The 2,401-nt window shown below is 56.2% G+C and carries 3 protein-coding genes; all 3 read left to right on the top strand.

The window, feature by feature from the left end; all coding sequences use genetic code 11:
• Positions 1-260: hypothetical protein (locus H8730_RS17165; RefSeq protein ID WP_249290272.1), on the top strand; the 260-nt coding region annotated here is incomplete at its 5' end.
• Positions 257-2,083: a DUF6273 domain-containing protein gene (locus tag H8730_RS17160; RefSeq protein ID WP_249290271.1), complete on the top strand. Its 1,827-nt coding sequence runs from the start codon at positions 257-259 to the stop codon at positions 2,081-2,083. The genes H8730_RS17165 and H8730_RS17160, both read left to right, overlap by 4 nt.
• Positions 2,084-2,138: 55 nt before the next feature.
• The coding region (locus H8730_RS17155; protein ID WP_249290270.1) for a hypothetical protein at positions 2,139-2,401 on the top strand (263 nt) is incomplete at its 3' end.

The following is a 2,401-nucleotide window of genomic DNA, read 5'->3' as shown; positions in this document are numbered from 1 at the left end:
CGCCGGACAAGCAGCCCGTACCCGCGGCCAATGTAGTGGGGAAGGTCATGTATCACAGCCTTTTTGTTGGCCGAGCAGTGTCCTTTCTCAAAGAGCACTGGCTGGTCCTGCTGGTGCTGACTGTTTTGATGCTGGGCCTGTTCCATGCACTCAAAGTCGCGTTTGGGAAGGACGGAACGGACACGGAGGATGGTTTGAAAAAGCCTGCGCGGAAGAAGGTCCGACAAGGCGCAATTCATAGGAGAGGTGAAAAAACATGAAAGCGAAACACAAAAAACAGGTATCGGCCGTCGTCGCAGCGGTGTTGGTGGTTGCCATCGCCCTGACGGGGACCTTTGCCTGGCAGTCCATCAGCCAGACGGCGCTCAACGAGGTGGAGATAGGCAGCAACCCGGGCGGCCGCCTGCACGACGATTTTAACGGAAAAAATAAAGATGTCTATGTGGAGAATTTCAGTGACTCTGACTTCATATTCGCCCGAATCCAACTGCGCGAGTATATGGAGACCGGCAAGGACGCCGGCACCAACAGGGACAGCCTGGACAGGGAGGCTTCCCCAGTCGTTGCCGAAACCGATATCAACGATACCTCCACCTGGACGGTACATACGCCGGGCGGCGCTCATTCCTCCTTCCACAACGAATACTGGAAATGGACCATGGGCGGCGAAACGGTATTCATGCCCACTTTTGATAAAAACAAGGACAGCTTGGCGGCGGACATCAACGGCACCTTCGCGGGGCCGGACGGAGACCCGGACACGGATAACGACCGCTATGACGACTATGTGGAATACGCCCTGGACGATCAGAAAACGGCCGATGCGGTTTATGACGCGGATGACGATGAGGACGACGAAGGCGACGCGGCCGTCGAGGGCGTGGACGTTACGACGGCGGAGGAAACCCATACCGCCAAGGCCACGCAGGAAGCCACGGTCCTGACGATGGAGGAATGGAAAGCGCAGGGCTCACCTACGGGCAAGTATTGGGTGTACGACAGCGACGGCTGGGCGTACTGGGCGGAACCTCTCGCCCCCGGCGAGGCCACCGGCCTGCTGCTGGACGGAATAGAACGGCAGACGATGATGACCGAGCTGTATTACGCCATCCATGTAACTGCACAGTTTTCCACCGTGGATAGCATCGGCAGCAAGACCGACGGCAGCGGCTTTTTCCGGGACGGCGTAACTGACGACGCGTTCCTCCTGCTCTCGAAGATTTCGGGGAATTCGATTGTCTCGGTGACGGCGGATAACGGAACAGACTCCATTTATCAGACCGGGACCTTACAGTTTTATGCGACGGTGGGCGCGTTTGGAGAGACGGCCGTTGACCAAAGCGTTACTTGGACGGTATCCGGCCAAACCTCGGCAGACACCGCCATCGACGCCGAGACGGGGCTGCTGACCGTGGGCGCGGATGAGCCGATAGACGGCGTTCTCACCATCACAGCCACCGCCACCGGTGAAGCGCCCTATACCGGCCAGCGCGGGACGATACAGGTCAAGGTACGGCAGGCCACGCTTTATGAGATCACTCCCGGCACTACCGCCACCGTCTCGATTGACGGCATCGAGTGGTATTGTCTGGTGAAGGATGAGGAAGAAAATAAGGCGCTGATTTGGGCAAATAGTACGGAGAATCCGGGCACTTCAATGCCCTTTGGCAGCAGTAATGTTTGGCGGGACAGCGCCGTGAGAACGTATTTGAACGAAACTTGGCTGGAAGGCACCACGGTGTTGAAAGAAAAGGCGGTGGAGACGGACATCACCACCCGAAGTGCGTATAACGCCTCCACCTGGATTACCACCACGGACAAGGTGTTCCTATTAAGCGAGGCAGATTTGTTCGGCACCTTTAACGGGACTACCACAACCAACCCGCAGGATTATACCTATGGAAATAGCGTTCTTGTTCCGAATGTGAACATGAGAAAAACCAATTTATCAGGTTCGTGGCTGCGTTCGCCGCGCAATAGTACGCGTCAGCTGGCTTATGTTATTACTGCGGGCACGGTCTACAATACTCTCTACACCGATAGCTGTAGAGTTCGTCCCGCTTTGTGGGTGGATTTAAGCTAAATATTTACGAGGATTTCTAATTGTTTCAATCAGTCTATAGGAGAGGTGAATAGGTATGCAATCCAAACGCAAAAAGCAGGTATCGGCCGTCGTCGCGGCGGTGTTGGTGGTTGCCATCGCCCTGTCAGGGACCTATGCCTGGCAGAGCATCAGCCAGCGGGCGAGGAACGAAGCGGACGGCTTTGCCAACCCCGGCGGACGGCTGCACGATGACTTCAACGGGCAGAACAAGGACATTTATGTGGAGAACTTTACCGACCCCGAGGACGGTTCCCCGATCTTTGCCCGTGTGCGCCTGTATGAATACATGGAGATCGG

It is taken from the genome of Bianquea renquensis (assembly GCF_014384895.1).
GTDB classification, from domain to species: Bacteria; Bacillota; Clostridia; order Lachnospirales; family Bianqueaceae; genus Bianquea; species Bianquea renquensis.
The sequence above is the reverse complement of the archived record's forward strand: the minus strand, read 5'-3'. Positions and strand labels throughout refer to the sequence as shown.

What these genes read in the sequence shown, in the direction of transcription:
- H8730_RS17160 (WP_249290271.1), top strand. Translation starts at nt 257, where the DNA reads ATGAAAGCGAAACACAAAAAACAGGTATCGGCCGTCGTCGCAGCGGTG.